The following is a 22779-nucleotide window of genomic DNA, read 5'->3' on the forward strand; positions in this document are numbered from 1 at the left end:
AGTTTAAGAGGTAATGATAGTCAAGCGACTTCGTTGCAAACAAGGTGGTACCGCGATTTTTCGTCCTTGTATTGCAATGATGCCGCTTTTTTTGTTGGGTGAAATCACAAAACAAATACTCATTTTAGAAAGTAGGAATCGTATAATGAAACAATTATCAAGTAGCCAAGTTCGTCAAATGTATTTAGACTTCTTCAAATCAAAAGGACACTCAGTAGAACCTAGTGCATCATTAGTTCCTGTTAATGATCCAACGTTATTATGGATCAACTCTGGTGTTGCAACCTTGAAAAAATATTTTGATGGGTCAGTTGTTCCTGAAAATCCAAGAATCACTAATGCTCAAAAATCAATTCGTACGAACGATATCGAAAATGTTGGAAAAACAGCTCGTCATCATACGATGTTTGAAATGTTAGGTAACTTTTCAATCGGTGATTACTTTAAAAATGAAGCAATTCACTGGGCATGGGAATTTTTAACTTCTCCTGAGTGGATGGCGTTTGATCCAGAAAAATTATATGTAACAGTTTATCCAAAAGATACAGAAGCAAAGCGTATCTGGCGTGAAGAAGTTGGCTTGTCAGCGGATCATATTATTGATATCGAAGATAACTTCTGGGATATTGGTGCAGGTCCATGTGGTCCAGATTCAGAAATCTTCTATGATCGTGGAGAGTCATTTAATGATGTGGCAGAAGATGATCCAGAAAATTATCCTGGTGGAGAAAATGAGCGTTATTTAGAAATTTGGAATTTGGTTTTCTCTGAGTTTAATCATCAAGCAGATGATACCTACGAACCATTACCACATAAAAATATTGATACAGGTATGGGGTTAGAGCGTGTGGTTTCAATCGTTCAAAATGCACCAACAAACTTTGAAACAGATTTATTTATGCCAATCATTCATGCCGTTGAAAAATTAAGCGGACAGGTGACCTATGGACAATCTCCTCAAACGGATATTTCTTTTAAGGTAATCTCTGACCACATTCGTGCATTATCTTTTGCTATTGGTGATGGTGCTTTACCTTCAAATGAAGGACGAGGATATGTATTGCGTCGCTTATTGCGTCGTGCCGTTATGCATGGGAAAAAACTAGGCATCAATGAAGCATTCTTATACAAATTAGTTCCTGTTGTTGGTGAAGTAATGGTTAGTTACTATCCAGAAGTTTTACAACAAAAAGAATTTATTGAAAAAGTAGTTCGTACAGAAGAAGAACGTTTCCATGAAACAATCAATGAAGGATTAGATATTTTAAATGAATTGATTACTAAAGTGAAAGCTGCTAACGAAGATACATTGAACGGAAAAGATATCTTTAAATTATATGACACATACGGTTTCCCAGTTGAATTAACAGAAGAAGTTGCAGAAGATGCAGACTTAAAAGTCGATCATGCTGGCTTTGAAAAAGAAATGGAAGCTCAAAGAGAACGTGCCCGTTCTGCTCGTAGTAAAGAGACCTCAATGGGGGTACAATCTGCTGTTTTAACTGACATCAAAGTTGAAAGTACATTTGTTGGTTATAGTCAGTTAGAAGCAACAAGCCAATTATTGATTATTTTGAAAGACGAAGAAATCGTCAATGAACTTTCAGAAGGTACGGCGCAATTAATTTTTGCTGAAACGCCTTTCTATGCTGAAATGGGTGGACAAGTTGCCGATCACGGAACAATCAAAGATCAAAATGGCACAATCGTAGCTCATGTCGAAAATGTTTTAAAAGCACCAAATGGTCAATTTTTACACACGGTTCAAGTGACAGGAAAATTAGCTGAAGGTGCAACTTATGCTTTACATGTAGATGAAAAAATGCGTAATCGTATTTTGAAAAATCATACAGCAACTCACTTATTACACCGTGCCTTAAAAGATATTTTGGGCGATCATGCGAACCAAGCAGGTTCACTGGTATCACCAGGACATTTACGTTTTGACTTTACTCACTTTGGTCAAGTAACGCCAGAAGAGTTAGTTCAAATGGAAGCAATCGTTAACGAAAAAATCTGGGAAGCAATCCCAGTTGAAACGGTTGAAACAGATATCGATACAGCGAAAAATATGGGAGCAATGGCATTATTCGGTGAAAAATACGGTAAAGAAGTCCGTGTCGTAAATATTGGCGGCTATTCAATCGAACTTTGTGGGGGAACCCATGTGAAAAATACAGAAGACATCGGTATTTTCAAAATCGTTTCTGAATCAGGTATTGGTGCTGGCGTGCGTCGAATCGAAGCTGTAACAAGTAAAGAAGCCTATGAACTAATGAATGAGGAAGAAAAACAATTAAAAGCAATTGCGGGTATTGTTAAATCACCTCAATTGAAAGAAGTAGTATCAAAAACAGAACAGTTGCAACAACAGTTACGCGATCTACAAAAAGAAAATGAACAACTTGCTGGAAAATTAGCTAATCAACAAGCAGGGGACATTTTTAAAGATATCAAGGAAGTCAACGGAACAACTTACATTGCTGCCAAAGTGAACGTAAAAGATATGAATCAATTACGTCAATTAGCAGATCAATGGAAACAAAAAGAATTATCAGATGTTCTAGTTTTAGCAACCGCTCAAGAGGACAAAGTCAGCTTATTAGCAGCTATGACTAAAACAGCAAATGAAAAAGGCTTAAAAGCTGGTGATTTAATTAAAACAATCGCACCAAAAGTTGGCGGTGGCGGTGGCGGACGTCCCGACATGGCTCAAGCAGGTGGTAAAAATCCAGCTGGAATCAGTGACGCATTAAATGAAGTAGCAAACTGGTTGAATAGCTAGTATAAAAAAATTAAGCATTAAGAAGTGAACGATTTTCGTTTACACTTCTTAATGCTTATTTATATATAGAAGTTGCGGTTATGCGCTTTGTCCGCCATCGATCGAGTCAATTGTACTTAGATGCACAATATGTTGTAATGCCAGGCCCTCCATTTAAGGCACCAACAGAAGAGATATTTATAATGTTGCCTTCTTTTTGTCCTAACATATACTTTAAAGCTAACTTGGATAAGTAAATGTAACTTCTCACATTAATATTGAAAACGTCTTTATAATATCAATATCCTAGAAGGTAAAAGATTTGCATACACCTTTAAATGACCAATTATCCCAAGTAATTGAATAATCTCTCTCTTAATAGATTATTTGAAAAACAGAGGGATATTTCTTTCTTTTTTTTCATTTTGTTGTTAGATTTAGTATATAATTACTACGTTTTATCTAATAAAAGAATAGCTAAATACTCACAAAAGCACTAGATTAATTTTCACTATTTATATATCTATGTATTATTGTGGAGGTTTACAATCAACATAGTTTCAGAAAGTTTATTGTGTTTTCTTTTGAAAAATTCAGAAAGAAAAAATATTTTCTGAAACTTTTTTCATATATCCTTAAAAAAACTTCATTTCAAGTGAGAGTGAGGGGACGTAGATGACAAATAAAAAGGCTTCGATTGAAGGATTTGAAACAGGTGAAAATTTTTATAGTCAACAGTATTTTGGCTGTCACCAAATGGTTCAAGGAGAGGAAATAGGATATGTTTTTCGAGTTTGGGCACCAAATGCACAAGAAGTTTGGTTAGTTGGTGATTTTAATGAATGGGATCGTTCCTTATCCTTAAAAAAAAATGAACAATTGGGTGTATGGGAAATTTTTTCTACAGAGCCTAGAGAAGGCGATTTTTATAAATATTTAGTAAAGCAAGCAGATGGAAGAGAGGTATATAAAATTGATCCCTTCGCTGTTACTTTTGAAAAGCGTCCCCAAAATGCTGCCATCATACATACAATAGCAGAAAAGAAATGGCAGGACGGACTTTGGCAAGGGCGAAAGAAACGTTCTGATTATTCTAAACGACCGTTAAATATTTATGAAGTTCATGCTAGTTCATGGAAATGTGAAGAAGATGGAACACCTTATACATTTAAAAAGTTAAAAGATACACTGATTCCTTATGTAAAAGAAATGGGTTTTTCTCATATTGAATTTATGCCTTTGATGGAACATCCTTTAGGCATGTCTTGGGGATATCAATTGACTGGTTATTTTGCATTTTGCTCTTATTATGGAACAATAGAGGATTTTCAAGACTTTGTGGAAGAATGCCATTTGAGTGATATAGGTGTTCTCATCGATTGGGTACCAGGACATTTTTGCATTAATGATGATGCCTTAGCTTATTTTGATGGAACAGCACAATTTGAATATACCGATGAAATTAGGGCTAAAAATATTCGTTGGGGTTCGTTGAATTTTGATTTGAGTAAGCCTCAGGTACAAAGTTTTCTGATTTCCAGTGCGCTATATTGGATCGAAACCTTTCACATCGATGGTATACGTGTAGATGCTGTTTCTAATATGCTTTATCTCGATTACGATGATGGGCCTGTGAGTCTGAATGAAGATGGAAGCAATCGTAATTGGGCTGGATTTCACTTTTTACAGAAACTGATTGCTGTTATCAAAGTGGCTCATCCAAATATAATTATGATTGCCGAAGAAAGTTCCTCAGAAACTAAAATTACTGGAACAATTGAAAGTGGTGCATTAGGCTTTGATTATAAGTGGAATCTTGGCTGGATGAATGATACGTTGTGTTTTTATGAAATGGATGCGGTGTTTCGAAAATATAATTTTCGCTTAATTACGTTTTCTTTTATGTATATGATGAATGAAAAGTACATTTTACCATTATCTCATGATGAGGTTGTTCATGGAAAAAGAAGTTTGATGCATAAAATGTGGGGCGATCGGTATAAACAATTTGCTCAGTTACGTAATTTGTATGTCTATTTAATGACTCATCCCGGGAAAAAATTATTATTTATGGGAAGTGAGTGGGGACAGTTTCTAGAGTGGAAACAGGAAGAAAGTCTTGAATGGATTGATCTTAATGATGAGATGAATCATAGCATGCAGCATTTTACACAAGTCCTTAATGGATTTTATAAAAATGAACGAGCATTATGGGAATTTGATCATGTCAATGAAACGATTGAAATTATTGATGCGGATAATAATGAAGAAGCTGTGTTGAGTTTTATTCGTAAAGGAAAGACTAAAAAAGATTTCCTAATTATCATATTGAATTTTTTACCTATAGAGAGAAAAGACTTTGTGATTGGAGTCCCTTTTCCAGGAAAATATGAAGAAGTACTTAATACAGAGATGAAAGAGTTTGGAGGAACATGGATGAAATCAAATCCAATAAGTGAAACAATTACAGAACCCTTTAAACAATTTGATTATCAAATTAAAACCATTGTTCCAGCACTTGGCGCAATTATTTTAAAACCTAAAGAAGTGAATACTAGAGCAAAAAAGAAGTAGCAGGAGCATGAGAAAATCAATGAATAAAGGACATGTATTTTTGAAAGGGGGCAGGGTGGCAGTTCACCCGAAGTAAAATGAGAACAGAAATGCTTGCAATGATTTTGGCTGGAGGACAAGGAACTCGTCTAGGAAAGCTTACTAAAAATATCGCTAAACCTGCAGTGCCTTTTGGGGGCAGATATCGCATTATTGATTTTACATTAAGCAACTGCATCAATTCAGGAATTAAAAATGTTGGAGTCGTAACGCAATATCAGCCACTTGCTTTAAACAATCATATCGGCAATGGTTCAAGCTGGGGATTAGATGGTATTGATTCAGGGGTAACGATTCTACAACCTTATTCTAGTTCAGATGGTGAGAAATGGTTTGAAGGAACAGCACATGCTATTTATCAAAATATTTCTTATATCGATCAAATGAATCCTCAGTATGTATTGATTTTATCTGGGGATCATATCTATAAAATGAATTATGAAGCGATGTTGGAAGAACATATTGCTAATAATGCGTCTTTAACTGTCGCAGTAATTGAAGTACCTCTTAAAGAAGCTTCTCGATTTGGAATCATGAATACAGATGAAAATGATCGTATTATTGAGTTTGACGAAAAACCAGAAGAACCTAAGAGCAATTTAGCTTCTATGGGGATATACATTTTTAATTGGGGGCGTTTGCGCAGTGTTTTATTAAATAGTTACTCCAAAGATGGTCAAATGCTTGATTTTGGAAAACACGTGATTCCTGCTTATTTAGAGGCTAACGAAAATGTCTATGCCTATCACTTTGACGGGTATTGGAAAGATGTCGGAACAATCGATTCCTTATGGGAAGCCAATATGGAATTTATCGGTTTGGAAAATAAATTGCATATGCGTGATAAAAGCTGGCGTATGTTTTCAAAAAATACTATTTCACCACCACATTTTATTACAGAAACAGCCTCAGTGAAAAATTCATTGATTGTCGACGGCTGTTATGTAGCTGGGACGGTCGAAAATAGTATTCTTTCAACAGATGTGCAAATAAAGATCGGTTCAACGGTTGAAAATAGTGTGATCATGCCTGGTGCGACAATCGGCAAAAACGTTACAATCAAAAATGCTATTGTAGGTGAGAATGCGATTATTGGGGACAATGCAGTAATTTACAAAGATGATGAGATTGAAGTCATTGGTTATGCTGAAGTGATTGGGGTGCAAAAAGATGAAGACTAAAAAAATGTGTGCTATTTTAGGAAATCCTTCAAGCTTTCAAGGGTTATTACCGCTGACTGAAAATCGGCCATTGGATACGTTACCTTTTGACTGTAAATACCGTTTGATTGATTTTCCTCTTTCAAGTATTGCCAACGCAAACATTCATTCGATTTTTATGGTATTCAATGAAGGAGAAACTCGCTCTGTCTTTGACCATATCGGCGGCGGAAAAGAATGGAATTTAGATTCTTTGCAAAATCGTTATTTTGTTTACTTCCATCAAGATTTTTTAAAACAAAAAGCGGAAGGTCTGCCATATTATGCTACCATCATTGATTATCTTGAGAAATCAGAATCAGAGTATACCGTTTTTATGGGCAGTAATATGCTTTGTTCCATTGATTTACGTGCTGTTTTAAAGACACATCAACGTCAAAAAAATAACATAACTGTTGTATACAAACGGATGGAGACAGCTAAAGTAACAACAAATAGTAGAATCATTCAGGTAGACCAAGAAGGAAATGTTACGAATCTTCAAGATATTGGGGAAATAGTAAACAAAGAAGAACATTCGAATCTTTCGATGAATATATATATTGTTCAAACTCAGTGGTTGATGGATCAATTAGCCATTGGTCAAAACAATGGTAGTTCTGCCAACCTTAATGAATTTTTGGAAGAAAAACTGACTAGTACAAAAACCACAGCTTATGAGTATACAGGCTATTTAAGTAAGATTGACGATGTTGTTTCTTATTATCAGGCAAATATGGATATGCTAGAGACAAAAAAATTTAATGCATTGATGTACACGAAACAAAAAATTTATACCAAGCTCAAAAACGAAGTACCAACTTACTATTCAGAAGATTCTATTGTAAAAAATAGCCAGTGCGCAACGGGTTGTATTATTGAAGGGAAATTAGAGAATAGTTTAGTCTCAAGAAGAACAATCATCAAAACAGGTGCCAAAGTCAACAGATCGATCATCATGTCAAATGCACAAATTGAAGAAGATGCAGTAATCGAATATGCCATACTAGACAAAAATGTCATTGTTAAAGCTGGTATTAAAATTTTAGGTACAGCAAAAAATCCTGTTGTGATTCAAAAAAATCAAGTGGTTGAAGCAGATGTTATTGGAGGAAATGAATCATGAATATACTATTTGCCTCTGCAGAATGTGCTCCTTTTTTCAAAACAGGCGGGTTAGGTGATGTGGCAGGTGCTTTGCCTAAAGAACTAGCTAAAAAAGGAGCCAAACTTTCTGTTGTTTTGCCTTACTTTACCAAAATGCCTGAGACGTTTAAATTACAGTGTGAGGATCTTACTACTTTTTATGTAGACGTTGGTTGGAGACATCAATATTGTGGAATTAAGCGTTTAGTAATGAACAACGTGACGTATTATTTTATTGAAAATTTGTATTATTTTGATCGTGAAAATCTCTATGGTTATGATGATGACGGAGAGCGCTTTGCCTTCTTTTCATTAGCAATTATCGAAATGCTGGAGAAAATTAATTTTATTCCTGATATTATTCATGTCAATGATTTCCATACGGCGATGATTCCTTTTTTACTAAAGGAAAAATATCAATGGGTTGAATCATTTCGTTCAATTAAAACGATTTTAACCATCCACAATATTGAATTTCAAGGAGCGTATAATCAAAATTTACTACCAGATTTATTTGGAATGGGATTAGATAGATATTATGATGGTGCTGCCCGTTTCGGTGACGGGGTTAATTATTTGAAAACAGGGATCATGTATGCAGATCAAGTAAATACCGTTAGCCCTTCCTATGCAGAAGAAATAAAAACACCTGAATTTGGTTTTGGCTTAGATGGTGTTTTGCGTCTGGAACAAGCAAAATTAAGTGGCATTTTAAATGGGATTGACTACGATATGAATAATCCTGAAACTGACAACTTGATTCCTAAAAATTTTTCAGTGAAAGATCTTTCAGGAAAAAAGGAAAATAAGCAAACCTTACAAGAGAAGATGGGTCTACCTGTTGTCGAAGAGATTCCACTGATTGGTATTGTTAGCCGTTTAACGTTTCAAAAAGGATTTAATTTAATTTTGGATGAGCTAGCTAAATTACTTGAAAATGATGTCCAATTAGTATTGCTTGGAACGGGAGATCCTGGAATTGAAAATTCTTTCAGGGCGTTTTCTGAACGTTATCCAAATAAGTTTAAGGCTAAAATCACTTTTGATGTTGAATTGGCACAGCTGATATATGCAGGTTCGGATCTATTTATGATGCCATCTGCAACGGAACCTTGTGGCTTGTCTCAAATGATTGCGATGCGTTATGGCACATTGCCGATCGTACATGAAGTAGGTGGATTGAAAGACACAGTTGTTCCATTTAATCCAGTTACCAAAGAAGGAACTGGATTTGGCTTCTCAGACTTTAGTTCATATTATTTATTGTATAGTACGAATATGGCGATTGATTTGTATTGGAATGACCAAAAAACGTGGAATCATTTAATCAAAACAGCGATGGAAAAAGATTTCAGTTGGGAAAAATCAAGTCAGCTATACTTGGATCTATACCGTAATTTACTTCAATCATCATAAATTGTAGGTGAAAATAATGACAACTGTGTATTATAATTCGTGGTTAAAACAATACAAAAAACCTTTCGGTGCTGTTGAAGAGAAAACACAAGTCAATTTTTCAATAGTTGTTCAAGGAGAATCAATCGAGGAAGTTTATTTCGTCATCCGTAAAGAAAATAGTCAATATAAAAATGAATATTATAAAATGACAAGTGATATCAATGATTCGTATAATTGTTCTTATTTATTTGATCAAGGGAAGGGACTTTATTTTTATTATTTTATGATTCGTCAGGGAGATCAACCTATTTTCTATGGTGCAACAAAGACTTGTAGCGGGGAAGGTCAACTATATGACGACGAATATTCAGTTGTTCCTTATCAAGAAACGTGCTTTTCAAAAGCGGATAAAGCACCAGCGTGGTACCGTGAGGCCGTGTTTTATCAAATTTTTCCTGATCGTTTTCACAATGGCAATCCTCATAATCAAATCAATCATCCGAAGAAAAACTCATTTATCTACGGAAGTCATAGTGATGAGCCGATGTATATTAAAAATGAGAACGGTGAGATTGTTCGCTGGGATTTTCAAGGAGGCAATTTTTTAGGAATCATTGAGAAAATTCCCTATTTAAAAGAGTTAGGTGTGACGGCAATTTATTTAAATCCCATTTTTGAATCCATTAGTAATCATCGATATGATACAGCTAATTATTTGGAAATTGACAGTATTTTAGGGGATGAAGCAGAATTTCGATCGCTTGTAGATTTTTTACACGAAAATGAGATGCATATAATATTAGACGGTGTCTTTAATCATGTTGGTAAGAACAGCATATATTTTAATTATGACGGAAGTTATGGAGAAAAAAAGGGCGCATTCAGAGACTCAGACAGTCCTTATTATCCTTGGTTTACGTTTACAGAGTATCCGAGTATCTATAAATCATGGTGGGGATTTGGTGATTTACCAGAAGTTGATAAAAAAAATCTAGCATTTCAAGAATTTATTTATGGTGAAACAAGTAGCGTGTTGTCAAAGTGGAATAGTTTTGGGGTCGATGGATGGCGTTTAGATGTTGCTGATGAGCTGCCGGATTTCTTTATCCAAGGGATTCGCCAAAATTTAAATCAGTATTCTGAAAAAATTTTACTTGGAGAAGTGTGGGAAGATGCATCAAATAAAATAGCCTATGATAAACGTCGACAATATGTATTAGGTGATAGCTTGCATGGTGTGATGAACTATCCGTTTCGCACGATTATTTTGGCATTGCTGAAAGAAGAAAAGACTCCTCAACAGGCAGCTGAAATGTTCACAACATTAGAAGAAAATTATCCTGTCGATATCTTCTATAACAATCTCAATAACCTAGGTACTCATGATACAAAACGATTAATGACAATAATGGATGGCGATAAAACAAAAGTCGTGAGCGCTGTTTCCTTAATGACTGTTTTGCCAGGTATTCCTTGCGTTTATTATGGTGATGAAGCAGGTTTGACAGGAGGCAAAGACCCAGAAAATAGAAAGTACTTTCCTTGGAACAATGAAGATTCAACAATATTAAAAGGGTTTAAACACTGGATCAATCTTCGTAAGAAAACAGATGTATTAAAATATGGTGATTTTATTCCTTTTTATACAGAAAAATTATTTGGGGTTTTACGCTATGATTCCAACGATTATGCATTATACGTTTTAAATCCAACAAACAGTATAAAAAAAATCGACGTGACTGAATTTAACTTTACTAAGAATTGTCCAATGGCAGATGAAAAAATCGAAAATATTCTAAATAAATTAGCCATTGCTCCTTACGACTGTTGTTTTATTTCTGGTAAATTATAGTTTCATTTGTTGACCAATAAAAAAATCTGCGGTATACTTTATTGGAGAAATGAATAGCCAAAGAAAGCCATAGAGGTGTTTTTGTGAGTGTAAGTATCTAACTTAAGGAAATGAATAGCTGAAGATTAAACGACCATTTTTTGATGGCTTCTTTAGTATACCTATGTTTGATACCTATCTTAACTCATAAAAAATACCTGATAGATTGCTGTATACCAATCTTTATTTATTGATTATTGAGGGATGAAGGGAAATCTTCATCTCTTTTTTCGTTGCTGATTTTACAATCAGATTCAATAAATTCGTACAGATCTAACAAGTAACTTCTTTGGCCTAGTCAGATGAAGATAGGTATCTCTTAAAAGAGAAGGAGATGCAGATGAACCAAGAAACTTATAATAAAACGCAATTCAATAGAATCAAAGAAAAATTAATGAGCTATGCAATTAGTTATTACGGAAAAGAGCGAATCAAAGCATTACAGCCAAGTAGTCATTTAGATGTTGTCAAAAAACGCCTTCAAGAAACTGCTGAAGCTAAAGCCTTACTTATGGCCAATTTACATGTACCATTTATGGGGTTAAACAATATTGAACACTTAACCAAACAAGTTGAAAAAGGCTTTGTTTTAGAACCAAATGAGTTAGTCAGTTACGCTGATTTTCTTAGAAGCAATCGATTGATTCAATCATTTATGCAAAAAAATGAATTTATTGCACCTCTTTTAGCTAGATATAGTGAATCTTTACAACTATTTTCTACTATTGAAGAAGAAATCTATCATGTTATTCGTAATAATCAAGTTGAAAATGATGCCAGCCGTGAGCTTCGTAAAGTTCGTAGAGGAATTCAAGAATGTGAAAAAGAAATTGAAAGTAAACTAAACGCATTTATTCGAAACAGTCAAAATAAACCGAAAATCCAAGAATCAATCATCGTTAAAAAAAATGAACGCTATACAATACCGATCAAAGCCGCGTATAAAAAACAAATTCCCGGAACAGTTGTTGAATCTTCTTCTAAAGGAACTACCGTTTTTGTAGAACCAACAACCGTGACAAAATTGAATGATAAATTGTATCAATTGAAAATGGAAGAAACCACAGAAATCTATCAAATTTTATCAACACTCACAGGCCTGATTGCGGAACAATTACCTGCAATTCAATCTAATTTAGAAGTCGTTGCACAATACGACATGATTTTTGCTAAAGCAAAATACAGCAGAGAAATCAAAGGAATAGAACCAGAAATCAATCAAGATGGGATTATCAAATTTGTAAATGTCAAACATCCGTTATTAGGTGAAAATGCAGTACCTTTGAATCTATCAGTAGGGAAAGAATATCGAGGGTTGACCATTACAGGACCTAATGCTGGCGGTAAAACAGTTGTCTTAAAAACGATCGGTTTGGTTACATTACAAACAATGATTGGTGTGCAAATTGTAGCTGAGGTTGGAACCAATATTGGGATTTTTGATCAAATTTTTGTTGATATTGGTGACCAACAAAGTATCGAAAATGCGTTGAGTACCTTCTCTGGACATATGCATAATATTTCTGAAATTCTTACAAAAGCGAAACAAAATAGCTTGATTTTATTAGATGAAATCGGTAGTGGTACCGAACCTAATGAAGGGGCTGCATTAGCCATTGCGATTATGGAAGCTTTTTATAAAAAAGGCAGTATTATTATTACAACAACCCATTATGGAGAAATTAAGCGATTTTCAGAAGAACATGAAGACTTTCTAACAGCTGCGATGGCTTTTGATCCAGAGAACCTGACACCAAAATATCAATTAATATTAGGTGAAACTGGAGAAAGTAATGCTTTTTGGATCGCTAATAAGATGAACTTAGATAAACAAGTTGTCAAACAAGCGCAAAGCTATCTACATGATCGTAACTATTCAACTAAAAAAGAACGTTCACTTCAAAAAGTAAAAAAAACAAAAGATACAACGATATTTCCCGCCTATCAAAAAGGCGATCGAGTATTTTGGACGGAACAGAAAAAAATTGCTTTAGTCTATAAAGAAGTTGAAATGACAAATGATGTGATTATCTACGTAGATAATGAACAGATAAAAGTCCACAAACGTCAACTGAAATTAGATCAAAGCGCAAAAGAGTTGTATCCAGCAAATTATGATCTAGATTCATTATTTGAAGACTATCACGAACGAAAAAAACACAGAGACTTAGAACGAGGTTCTAAAAAAGCCCATAAGAAGTTGCGAAAAGAAATGAAGGAAAGACAAGATAGGGGCAGATTAGATTCTGACAATTAGGCAGCTAAACGGAGATAGACTATTTAACTATATCTTGAAACAGCATTGGACATTTTATAAAAGACGAAATTACTTGCTTCATCATTTTCAACCCCAATTTTCAATGGTATAATAACCACGGAGGATTAAGACAAATGAATGAAAATCAATTATCAGAACGTTTAAAACGTGTAGGGGAATTAGTTCCTAACCAAAGCCGCTTGGCAGATATTGGTTCAGACCATGCCTATCTACCTGTTGCGTTAGTTTTACAAAAAAAACTTAATTTTGCCATAGCTGGTGAAGTTGTTAGGGGTCCTTACGAAGCGGCTAAAAAACAAGTGCGAAAAAATGGTTTAGATGAACAAATCAGTGTTCGATTAGCAAACGGATTAGATGCTATAAAAAAAACTGATGACATTTCAGCTGTAACAATTTGCGGAATGGGTGGTGCCTTGATTCGTGATATATTAGACGCAGGATGGACTAACCAGCGGTTACAAGGCAATGAGCGATTAATTTTACAACCTAATATAGGCGAAAAGGCAGTGCGTGATTGGCTGACTATACATGGATATACGATTCTTGAAGAAGATATTTTAGAAGAAAATAATAAAATATATGAAATCATTGTAGCATCTAGACAAGAACAAAGAGTTGCTTATTCAGAAAAAGAACGACTTTTTGGACCGGTTTTATTAAAAATGCAATCACCTATTTTTTATAAAAAATGGCAGAGTGAATTGAAGCAACGTGAAAATATTTTAGCTCAATTGGCGAAGGCCACAGGAGATCAACAGGCGAGAATGCAGCAAATAGAACAAGAAATCACTGAAATTCAGGAGGTTTTGTCAAATGAGTCTTGATGGTCATACATTTATTGAACACTTTGAAGAATATTGTCCCCAATGGCTAGCAGAAGAGGGAGATCCTGTTGGTTTACACATTGGTACGTTGAATAAAAAATTGAATCGCGTGTTAGTGACTTTAGATGTTCGTCCCGAAGTTGTTGCTGAAGCAATCGAAAAACAAGTTGATTTGATTATTGCGAAACATCCACCTATTTTTAGACCAGTTAAACGGTTAGACACGAATGACCTGCAAACAAAGATGTATGCTGATCTGTTAAAGCATGATATTGCAGTTTTCGCAGCTCATACCAATATGGATATTATTGATAATGGATTGAATGATTGGTTTTGTGAATTGTTAGGCATTCAAGATACGACTTATTTAACGAAAACACATACAATTTCGTATAAAAAATTAGCTGTATATGTTCCTGTTGATGATGCACCAATGATGAGGAACGTTTTGGGACAGGCTGGAGCAGGTCTTCAAGGCGCGTACGAAAATACAAGTTATTCATTGATTGGAACAGGTAGATTTACCCCTGTTGAAGGAGCTAATCCGACTATTGGAACAATCGGGAAAGAGGAAGTTGTTCAAGAAGCCAAAATTGAGGTGATTTTCCCAGGAACGATTCAAGACAAGGTTATCCAAACAATGTTAGCGGCACATCCTTATGAAGAACCTGCCTATGATTTGTATACAATAGATAACCTTACTAAAGAATACGGATTGGGAAGAATTGGTCATTTAGAAAAAGCTGTACCATTAAGTGGATTTGTCGCAACAGTGAAGAAAACATTTGATTTAGAGGGATTGAGAATTGTTGCCGAAGATGAAAGCAAACTGATTCAACGTGTAGCGATTTGTGGTGGTAGCGGCGAAAAATTTTTCCGTGATGCCCTTAAAAAGAAAGCCGATGTTTATATCACTGGAGATGTTTATTATCATACAGGTCATGACATGTTGACAGAAGGCTTATCTGTAATCGATCCCGGCCATTACATTGAACAATTATGCAAACCTAAATTAGTAGAACTATTCAATCAATGGAAAAAAGATTATAATTGGGACATAACATTTATCGAGTCTGAGGTAAATACAAATCCATTTAAATTTAGATAAAGTAGAAAGAAGGAACCTAAGAATGTATGAAAATTTATTGCCTCGTTTTTTACGCTATGTGAAAACAGAAACACGTTCAAATCCAAACAGTGAAACAACACCTTCAACACAAACACAAGTTGATTTTGCCCAAATCTTGAAAAAAGAATTGGAAGAAATTGGTATGAGTGATGTAACTTATAATGAAACAAATGGTTTTGTGATTGCTACTTTACCAAGCAATATAGATAAAGACGTTCGCTCAATCGGATTTATTGCTCATATGGACACAGCAGATTTCAATGCAGTCAATGTCAATCCTCAAGTGATTGAAAACTATGATGGACAATCAACGATTAATTTAGATAAAGAAGGGAAATTCACTTTAAATACAACTGATTTTCCTAACTTGAAAAACTATAAGAATCAAACGTTGATTACAACAGACGGAACGACTCTTTTAGGTGCTGATGATAAGTCAGGCATTGCTGAAATTATGACAGCAATGGAAATCCTTATCAAAAACCCGTCAATCAAACATGGAACGATTCGTGTTGCTTTTGGTCCAGATGAAGAAATCGGCGTTGGTGCGGATAAATTTGATGTTGCCCAATTCAATGTGGATTTTGCTTATACAATGGACGGTGGACCAGTAGGTGAATTACAATATGAAACCTTCAATGCTGCTCAAGCAGAGATTACGATTCAAGGGAAAAATGTACACCCAGGAACAGCGAAAAATACAATGATCAATGCGTTGCAGTTGGCTATTGATTTCAGTAATCAACTACCTCAAAATGAAGTACCGGAAAAAACAGATGGTTACGAAGGGTTCTTCCATTTAGCGCAAATGAGTGGTACGCCGGAAGAAGCTACGATGACGTATATTATCCGTGACCATAATCGTGAAAAATTTGAAGCTCGAAAAGCATTGATTAAAAAAATTCAAGAAATTAGCAACAAACCATTTGATCAAGAACGTGTTCAAATTGATTTGTTTGATCAATATTATAATATGGGTGAAGTAATCGAAAAAGACATGAGCATTATTGAATTAGCGAAAAATGCGATGATTGAATTAGATATAGAACCTTTAATCGAACCTGTTCGTGGAGGAACTGATGGGTCTAAAATTTCTTATTTAGGGATACCAACACCAAATATTTTTGCTGGTGGAGAAAATATGCACGGACGATTTGAATTTGTTTCTCTACAAGCGATGGAAAAAGCAACAGATGTGATTGTGAAAATTGCAGAAAATAACGCAAAATAAATAGTCGTCTTACTAATAGTAAAAAGTGAAAAGAGGGAGTATAGTTGCAAGTAGTGACGTACTTCCTGTTTTTCATTTGAGGTAGGATGAGCCCAATACGTTTTAATGTTTAGGAGGTAATCAAATGGAGAAGGTAATGATTCTTTTTAATGAGACATCAGGCAAAGACAAAGGAAAAGAATTAGCAGAAAAATTCGTGACTTACGCAAAAGATCATGGTCATGAGAGCATCCATTTTTTTTTAGAACAAGTAGGACCAGATTGTGATAGCAAAAAAATTGTTGAAAAAGCCAAAGCAGAAAATATTGATACGCTAATTTTTATTGGCGGGGATGGAACAATCAATCATAATGTGGAAGATTTTAAAGAGGAATTGTCTCACTTAAATGTTGGTTTATTACCTGGTGGAACAGTTAATAATATGGCTAGAGTTTTAGGGATTCCTATGAATTTTGAAGCAGCAGCTGATGTGATCTTAGCTGGTAATACTAGAAAAATTGATTACGGAATGATTAATCAAAAAGTGATCGTCAGCACTATGACGATTGGGATTTTAGCAGATACAGCGGCACGCATTAGTCAGGAAGATAAACAAAAATATGGCAAACTTATTTTTGTGAAGAACTTTTTTAAATTGTTGGCTAAGAAAAAGCGTTATCGCTTAGAAATCAAAACAGATAAAGAGCAATGGAAAGGCAAAACACAATTGGTTACAGTGACAATGACAAATTCAGTTGGCGGCTACACAAATTTTGATAATTCCGCTTCCCCAGATGATGGCTTATTTCATTTGACTATTCTACCAAAATTAAACTTTTTTAAATTAGCTTTTTATCTACCAAAAATACTTTTAGGTAAGATCTATGAAATTCCTGAAATAAAATATATAACAGCAGCTGAGATAGTTATCAATAGCACGACAGAAAAGAAAGTAGGTACACGTGTTGATGGTGATCCAAGTGAAAATCTACCAGTCCACATGGAAGTAATGAAACATGGATTAAGCGTTTTTGTTCCGAAATCTTAGAAGAAATTTCTAATTTTATGGTTGAATTAACTTTACATTTATTTATTTTTCAAGGTATTCTAGTAGTAGAACGATTGTGGAGGAAAACGTATGAGTGGTTGGTTAAAACATTTACCTTGGGTGTATTTGTTTGTAGTGAATGCAGTTGAATTTTTAGCAATGTATTTTGATAAAAATAGAGCAAAAAGAAAAAAATGGCGCGTGCCAGAATTTGACCTTTTATTTATAGGTGTTATTGGTGGAGGAATTGGCGGGTTACTTGCACAACAACTTTTTCGACATAAAACGAGAAAATTTCGCTTTTATTTTTTCTTTATTTTTGGTACACTGGTAGCTATTGCAATTGTTTATAGTAGTTATAAAAGATAATCGTGAATATAAATTTAGTTGGGAGAAATCATGAAAAGCAATTCTAAAACAAAAGTTATTCTGAATATCGGCTTGTTGGCAATTTTTATCGGTGTAATTATTTATGTGATGGATAATTCTCTTAGTGATATCTTTGCTCAATTGATGGAAACAAGCTGGATTGTTGTCGCTTTAGTTATTTTGTTAGGTGTCATCTATCAAATTGTTGAAGGCCGGTCAATCAAAGAAATTGCTTCTTATTTTCAGAAAAATTTCACTACAAAAGATGGTTTTTTTACTTCGTGTTACGTTGCCTTTTACCGTATAATTTCTTTTGGAACAGGTACGTTACTTTCAGAAATTTATTTCTATAAGAAAAAAGGTTTGGCTGTCTCTCAAGGAGTAGGTGTTACAGCTTTACATATGATTATGTATAAAGTCGCTGTTATTTTTTTGTCAGTCCTCGGGTTGATTTTCCAGTTTTCTTTATTTTATGAGCAGGCACCAAAAATGATTTCTTTTATTTTAGTTGGAGTGGCGTTAACATTCGTGATTATTTTTTCTCTATTGATTCTTTCAAGCAGCATTAATCTTCAAGTTTTTTTGACGAAATGGGCGAACAAACATTTTAAACGTAAAAGTTTACGAGATTGGGTGGATAAGTGTAATTTACAGATTTATTCGTTGAGGGAAACAGTTCAGACGATTACAAAAGATCGTTCAGCATTGATTCGAATTTTTGGCTGGAATGTAGCTAAACTACTTTTCTGGTATGTGATTCCTTATGTTGTATTAGTTGCGAATCACCCAAATATAGATTTTCTTTTGGTTCTTTCATTTACTAGTTTTTCCGTTATTTTGTCTGGCGTATTTCCAACACCAGCAGGTATCGGACCGTTTGAATTTGTTTATTTACTGCTATTCAAACCTTTAGTTGGAACCGTTGACGCTGTATCATCATTACTGTTGTATCGTTTCGGCAGCTTTGTTTTACCATTTCTGATTGGATTTGTATTTGTACTTGTTGAAAAGAGAAGAGAAATCAAAATAGGACTTCATGATGTTAGAAAAGAAAAAAGCAAAATAGCGGAAGAAGAATAACATAGAAAAACAGGCAAGAATAAAAGTGATTAACTCCGAGAAGATGAAGGAGGCACTTTCTTTCTGCCTGTTTTTATCTTATTCTGATGAGGAGCTGTAGAGAAAGACTTTAATAAAGTTTCGATAATGTTTTGAAAAAAACACTAGTATGAATTGATCTGGGTATTGTGTGAGAAACTTTCTGTTTTCTTGAACTATTTAAAGGATTTCATGAAATGTTCAGAGTATCCTATAAAAATAGGATTCGAATGATTATTATTAGAAAGTGAGTTTAATTAATGAGATGAAAGAGAAAGGGAATATAAAGAGTTGAAGACTCAAATAGTAGTGTGTGAACGTTTCTTTTTTGTGAGATGAATAATTTCATTAGAAAAAAAGGGGATTTTATGATTAATCTAATAAATTGCTGATAAAATCGATATTTATGCAAAGGAAAGCTTGTTTAAACACTTAAAAATGATTATGATTAAAAAGATATTTTATACTTTATTATGATTAGGAGTGTTTTGATGGAACAAAAGCAACTACGATGGTTTACCGTGGGACTAATCGCTTTCAATATGGTTTGGGGTCTAGGTAATGTCGTGAATAACTATGCACAACAAGGAATTTCCGTTGTGACTTCATGGATTTTGATTTTGGTCTTATATTTTATTCCTTACGCTTTAATTGTCGGACAACTGGGTTCAACGTTTAAAGACAGCAGTGGCGGAGTTAGTTCATGGGTTCAAAATACGAGTACAAAACGCTTAGCGTATTATGCTGCGTGGACGTACTGGGTGGTACATATCCCTTATCTAGCTCAAAAACCACAATTAGTATTGATTGCCTTTGGTTGGGCAATCCAAGGGAACGGAGATATTGTAAATAATTTCTCTGTTGTAGGAATTAGCTTGATTTCCTTAGCTATTTTCTTAGTGTTCTTACTTTTATCTACTAAAGGATTGATGACCTTAAAAGTTATCGGAGGAATGGCTGGGACGGCAATTTTTGTGATGTCTATGCTGTTTATCTTATTAGCCGTTGGTGCACCAATGATGAATTCAAGCGTTGAATTTGCTACACCACATATGGATAAAATCAGTACGTACATTCCTAAATTCGATTTTAGTTACTTCACTACGGTGTCCATGCTGGTATTTGCTGTCGGTGGAGCTGAAAAAATTTCTCCTTATGTAAACTCAATGAGAAACCCAGCTAAAGAATTTCCAAAAGGAATGATTTTCTTAGCTGCAATGGTTGGTGTTTCTGCTGTTTTAGGTTCATTTGCGATGGGAATGCTATTTGCAAGTAATAATATTCCAGAAGATTTGATGGCCAATGGCGCCTATACAGCCTTCCAATTATTGGGAGAATATTATGGTGTGGGTAACTTATTAATGATCATTTATGCTATCACAAACGGAATCGGACAAATTTCAGCACTTGCCTTTTCTATTGATGCACCTTTACAAATTCTTTTAGCGGATGCTGATCCAGAATACGTTCCAGCAGCTTTACGTAAAAGAAGTAAAAAAGGAACATTGGTTAATGGCTACTTGTTGACTGGTATTTTAGTAAGTATCATTATTGTATTGCCAATGTTTGGTATCGACAATATCAAAGAGTTGGTTAAATGGCTGACTAACTTGAATTCAGTTGTAATGCCAATGCGTTATCTATGGGTATTCTTTGCCTATATGATGTTAAATAAAGCATATAAAAATTATACGTCAGAATACAAATTTATTAAAAATCCAAAGATTGCCTTTGGTTTCGGTTTATGGTGCTTCTTATTTACAGCATTTGCTTGTGTTTTAGGAATGGTGCCGAAAGTTGATTTTGCGGCAGACCCGAAAGCATGGTTCTTCCAATTAGCTTCTAATGTTATCACGCCAGTCGTGTTAATCTTATTAGGAATGATTTTACCAGCGCTTGCCCGCCGTGATAAAAAGAAAGTTGAAATGAATTAATTAAAGAGAGAAAAATCCTCATTATGGGTGATTTTTCTCTTTTTTTAATTGTTTATCATACTTGTTAAATGTTCGTATTGGACTAAAACATAGCTAAAAAATTCATATTTTCAGATTCTTTAATTTCTAAAAAATGAGATTTTTATCATTGTTTTTCTTTAAATTACGCATTTTTTTAAAAAAATGAGAACATTTCTTTCATTTTATCGGTATAATGGAATGGAAAGTGTGTTCTTTTTTCTAAAAAAATGATACGATTTATACAGGAAAAAAATTGAGGAAGTGAGAACGATTAGTAAGCGACAACGTCAATCAGAAAAAGAAGAACGATCAACCTATCTTTGTAAAGAAGTTGATCCAGATTATTTAGGCCGTGAAGTCTATGCGGATAATGTAGATACACCGTATTCATTTTATTTGGTTCGGAAGTTGAATCTAGCAAAAGATTATCAAAACCTAGCTGAAGGTGAAGCCTTTTTTGACGCAATTTGTGATAGCTGGGATGAATCAGAGGAATTCGAAGAGTTAGTTGTTAAGAAGATTTACATGTATGTTGAAACTGAAATGATGTATTACACATTACTTATGGGAAGTTTTGAACCAACTAGAAGAGATCTTCGAATAAACTTAAAACATTGGTTGGAAGAAATTACACTTGAAAAACAGGAGCGTTCTCTTGTTTATCGAGGAGATGCTGCATTAAACCCAGAAGAAGTACAGGGAATGATGAAGCAAATGCTTGAGACATCAAATGAAATTTTTCGCCTGCGTAAAATGATTACTGACTTAACTGAAACAATCAATCATGGAAAAATCGAGATGCATACAGCTAAAAGTAATCCAATTATTTCTAGAAGTATTCAGACGATTCATCTAAAAAGAGCGCAACCTTTGGTTATTGAAGAGGATAAAGCGGCAGAAATAAAAAAAGAAATGCTTCATTCGGAGAAACCAATTGATGTAGACGTCGAACTTGATGAAAACGAAATTGTTGTTGAAGCATCAATAACGCCAGAAAAAGCTGTACAAGAAACAACAGTGCAGGAAGTCGTAGGAGATGAAGTAGAAAAAAAGTTGGAGAACGAATTGGCGGAAAAACCAATTCAAGAAGATTTCCAAGTAGAAGAAGAGCCTACAACTTACCTAAAACAAGAACAAAAAAATAAAGAAAAAGCAAACCAAACTGCTTCTGTTACAAAAGAACGCACATCATTGAAGCTAAAACGCAAACAAATGGAAGCCGAACGTAGAATGCTTGCTGAATCTGATGAAGCCAAAGAAGCTATAAAGGAAATTGTGACGTCAGAACCCTTAAATCTTAATCAGTTAGTCTTTAAGAAAAGAAAAACGAGAAAAGCAACTCCAAGTAATTGGCCGCGTTTTTCTAAGCAATTAAAAGCAATTGAATCAATTGAAGCACCAGCAAAAATCCCTAACTTTTCTAAGAGTGAAATGGAAAACTTGGAAGATGAGATTTACCTGTGCTTCATGAACAAACGGATGCGTTTAGGCTCTAAGAAAAATCACGTGCAGAAAAAAAGTGTTTTGCGCTCAGAATTATTGGCTCAAATCAGTCAAGCAGAATATTTAAATTATTCGTGGGGGCAAGTATTGAGACAACGCAAAGAGGATGTTTTGATTTGCGGTCGTTTAAGTTGCGGCAGTTTAGTTGCTTCTTTGGATGATTTTCTACAAGAAATGCGTGAAATTGCTTATAGTCGATCATTATTCGGCAAAAAAGTTCGTTGTTCCGTTGATATGCTTCGACGTTTAGAAGGATACATTTTAATGGATCAATATATGCAAAATCTGAGCTTGATGCCAGTTGAAGAGTAGTTAGAAGAACAAGGAGAAAATTTATTTTGTTTTAAGAGACTA

15 protein-coding genes and 1 pseudogene are annotated in these 22779 nt (G+C 34.5%); 15 read left to right on the forward strand and 1 reads right to left on the reverse strand.

Annotation, left to right across the window (positions count from 1 at the left end; all coding sequences use genetic code 11):
- Nucleotides 1-145: 145 nt before the first annotated feature.
- On the forward strand, nt 146-2785 hold the full coding sequence (gene alaS / locus AC4BB2_RS05130) for an alanine--tRNA ligase (RefSeq protein ID WP_490474356.1): 2640 nt from the start codon (nt 146-148) through the stop codon (nt 2783-2785).
- A 106-nt stretch (nt 2786-2891) separates the two neighbouring features.
- Here the strand turns inward: alaS and AC4BB2_RS05135 are convergent.
- Nucleotides 2892-3047, reverse strand: a pseudogene (locus AC4BB2_RS05135) (SDR family oxidoreductase); the annotation flags it as partial.
- Between the two features lie 392 nt (nt 3048-3439).
- On the opposite strand from AC4BB2_RS05135, the gene glgB reads away from it, so the two are divergent.
- From glgB to AC4BB2_RS05205, 14 genes are all read left to right on the forward strand, one after another.
- Nucleotides 3440-5338, forward strand: coding sequence for a 1,4-alpha-glucan branching protein GlgB (gene glgB, locus AC4BB2_RS05140; RefSeq protein ID WP_490474357.1), 1899 nt, complete (start codon nt 3440-3442; stop codon nt 5336-5338).
- 77 nt (nt 5339-5415) lie between these two features.
- Nucleotides 5416-6558 (forward strand): glucose-1-phosphate adenylyltransferase, encoded by a 1143-nt coding sequence (locus AC4BB2_RS05145; protein ID WP_490474358.1) that lies wholly within the window; start codon nt 5416-5418, stop codon nt 6556-6558.
- Nucleotides 6548-7702: a glucose-1-phosphate adenylyltransferase subunit GlgD gene (gene glgD / locus AC4BB2_RS05150; RefSeq protein WP_490474359.1), complete on the forward strand. Its 1155-nt coding sequence runs from the start codon at nt 6548-6550 to the stop codon at nt 7700-7702. Before AC4BB2_RS05145 ends, glgD begins: the two co-directional genes overlap by 11 nt.
- The gene (gene glgA / locus AC4BB2_RS05155; protein WP_490474360.1) at nt 7699-9138 is read left to right on the forward strand and encodes a glycogen synthase GlgA; all 1440 of its coding nucleotides are present in this window, start codon (nt 7699-7701) and stop codon (nt 9136-9138) included. Before glgD ends, glgA begins: the two co-directional genes overlap by 4 nt.
- 16 nt (nt 9139-9154) lie before the next feature.
- Nucleotides 9155-10972, forward strand: coding sequence for a glycoside hydrolase family 13 protein (locus tag AC4BB2_RS05160; RefSeq protein ID WP_490474361.1), 1818 nt, complete (start codon nt 9155-9157; stop codon nt 10970-10972).
- Between the two features lie 379 nt (nt 10973-11351).
- On the forward strand, nt 11352-13268 hold the full coding sequence (locus AC4BB2_RS05165) for an endonuclease MutS2 (protein WP_490474362.1): 1917 nt from the start codon (nt 11352-11354) through the stop codon (nt 13266-13268).
- A gap of 134 nt (nt 13269-13402) precedes the next feature.
- Nucleotides 13403-14113, forward strand: coding sequence for a tRNA (adenine(22)-N(1))-methyltransferase (locus tag AC4BB2_RS05170; protein ID WP_490474363.1), 711 nt, complete (start codon nt 13403-13405; stop codon nt 14111-14113).
- Entirely contained in the window at nt 14103-15221 is a 1119-nt protein-coding gene (locus tag AC4BB2_RS05175; protein WP_490474364.1) for a Nif3-like dinuclear metal center hexameric protein, read from the forward strand. Before AC4BB2_RS05170 ends, AC4BB2_RS05175 begins: the two co-directional genes overlap by 11 nt.
- Nucleotides 15222-15243: 22 nt before the next feature.
- Complete coding sequence (gene pepT / locus AC4BB2_RS05180; RefSeq protein WP_490474365.1) at nt 15244-16473, forward strand: peptidase T; 1230 nt, start codon at nt 15244-15246, stop codon at nt 16471-16473.
- A gap of 124 nt (nt 16474-16597) precedes the next feature.
- A complete protein-coding gene (locus AC4BB2_RS05185; protein WP_490474366.1) occupies nt 16598-17500 on the forward strand; it encodes a diacylglycerol/lipid kinase family protein in 903 nt (300 codons plus the stop codon).
- A gap of 90 nt (nt 17501-17590) precedes the next feature.
- Complete coding sequence (locus AC4BB2_RS05190) at nt 17591-17869, forward strand: DUF1294 domain-containing protein (protein WP_490474367.1); 279 nt, start codon at nt 17591-17593, stop codon at nt 17867-17869.
- Nucleotides 17870-17899: 30 nt separating this feature from the next.
- Nucleotides 17900-18949, forward strand: a complete 1050-nt coding sequence (locus AC4BB2_RS05195) for a lysylphosphatidylglycerol synthase transmembrane domain-containing protein (RefSeq protein ID WP_490474368.1) — start codon at nt 17900-17902, stop codon at nt 18947-18949.
- Nucleotides 18950-19458: 509 nt separating this feature from the next.
- Entirely contained in the window at nt 19459-20901 is a 1443-nt protein-coding gene (locus tag AC4BB2_RS05200) for an amino acid permease (RefSeq protein ID WP_490474369.1), read from the forward strand.
- 282 nt (nt 20902-21183) lie between these two features.
- Nucleotides 21184-22737, forward strand: coding sequence for a hypothetical protein (locus AC4BB2_RS05205; RefSeq protein ID WP_490474370.1), 1554 nt, complete (start codon nt 21184-21186; stop codon nt 22735-22737).
- Nucleotides 22738-22779 lie beyond the last annotated feature (42 nt).

This window comes from Enterococcus sp. AAFC-DPL-5146 (genome assembly GCF_058216635.1).

Coding starts and splice junctions, on each gene's coding strand:
- AC4BB2_RS05175 (WP_490474364.1), top strand. CDS start 14,103: ATGAGTCTTGATGGTCATACATTTATTGAACACTTTGAAGAATATTGT.
- AC4BB2_RS05145 (WP_490474358.1), top strand. CDS start 5,416: ATGAGAACAGAAATGCTTGCAATGATTTTGGCTGGAGGACAAGGAACT.
- glgD (WP_490474359.1), top strand. CDS start 6,548: ATGAAGACTAAAAAAATGTGTGCTATTTTAGGAAATCCTTCAAGCTTT.
- AC4BB2_RS05195 (WP_490474368.1), top strand. CDS start 17,900: ATGAAAAGCAATTCTAAAACAAAAGTTATTCTGAATATCGGCTTGTTG.
- AC4BB2_RS05165 (WP_490474362.1), top strand. CDS start 11,352: ATGAACCAAGAAACTTATAATAAAACGCAATTCAATAGAATCAAAGAA.
- AC4BB2_RS05185 (WP_490474366.1), top strand. CDS start 16,598: ATGGAGAAGGTAATGATTCTTTTTAATGAGACATCAGGCAAAGACAAA.
- glgB (WP_490474357.1), top strand. CDS start 3,440: ATGACAAATAAAAAGGCTTCGATTGAAGGATTTGAAACAGGTGAAAAT.
- AC4BB2_RS05160 (WP_490474361.1), top strand. CDS start 9,155: ATGACAACTGTGTATTATAATTCGTGGTTAAAACAATACAAAAAACCT.
- AC4BB2_RS05190 (WP_490474367.1), top strand. CDS start 17,591: ATGAGTGGTTGGTTAAAACATTTACCTTGGGTGTATTTGTTTGTAGTG.
- AC4BB2_RS05170 (WP_490474363.1), top strand. CDS start 13,403: ATGAATGAAAATCAATTATCAGAACGTTTAAAACGTGTAGGGGAATTA.
- glgA (WP_490474360.1), top strand. CDS start 7,699: ATGAATATACTATTTGCCTCTGCAGAATGTGCTCCTTTTTTCAAAACA.
- alaS (WP_490474356.1), top strand. CDS start 146: ATGAAACAATTATCAAGTAGCCAAGTTCGTCAAATGTATTTAGACTTC.
- pepT (WP_490474365.1), top strand. CDS start 15,244: ATGTATGAAAATTTATTGCCTCGTTTTTTACGCTATGTGAAAACAGAA.
- AC4BB2_RS05200 (WP_490474369.1), top strand. CDS start 19,459: ATGGAACAAAAGCAACTACGATGGTTTACCGTGGGACTAATCGCTTTC.